This is a genomic window from Enterobacter sp. CGMCC 5087 (genome assembly GCF_003144775.1).
Classification (GTDB): domain Bacteria; phylum Pseudomonadota; class Gammaproteobacteria; order Enterobacterales; family Enterobacteriaceae; genus Enterobacter; species Enterobacter cloacae_M.
Map to the genome: position 1 here is coordinate 1 of NZ_QFXN01000337.1, position 262 is coordinate 262.

The following is a 262-nucleotide window of genomic DNA, read 5'->3' on the forward strand; positions in this document are numbered from 1 at the left end:
TCTGAGCGGCTGTGGCGACAAAAATGATCGCGAGTTTATCCAGGGATGCAAATCAGGCGGCGGTACTACCGCCGTCTGCGGATGTATCTGGGATGACCTCAAAACGAAATATACCCACGGGGAGCTGGAGAAAATGAACCAGCAGTACGGTTATGTTCCTCCGCACTTCATGGACAACATGCTGAGCGCTGCTCAGCAGTGCAGAAAATAAGGAAATCTGAACATGGCGCTTGTCATTAAATATTTCGCGATTGCCTTCGCC

At 50.4% G+C, this 262-nt stretch carries 1 protein-coding gene; it reads left to right on the forward strand.

Translation table 11 applies throughout. From position 1 onward, the window contains the following. The first annotated feature begins 1 nt into the window (after position 1). Entirely contained in the window at positions 2–211 is a 210-nt protein-coding gene (locus tag DEO48_RS26260) for a hypothetical protein (protein ID WP_258306222.1), read from the forward strand. Positions 212–262 lie beyond the last annotated feature (51 nt).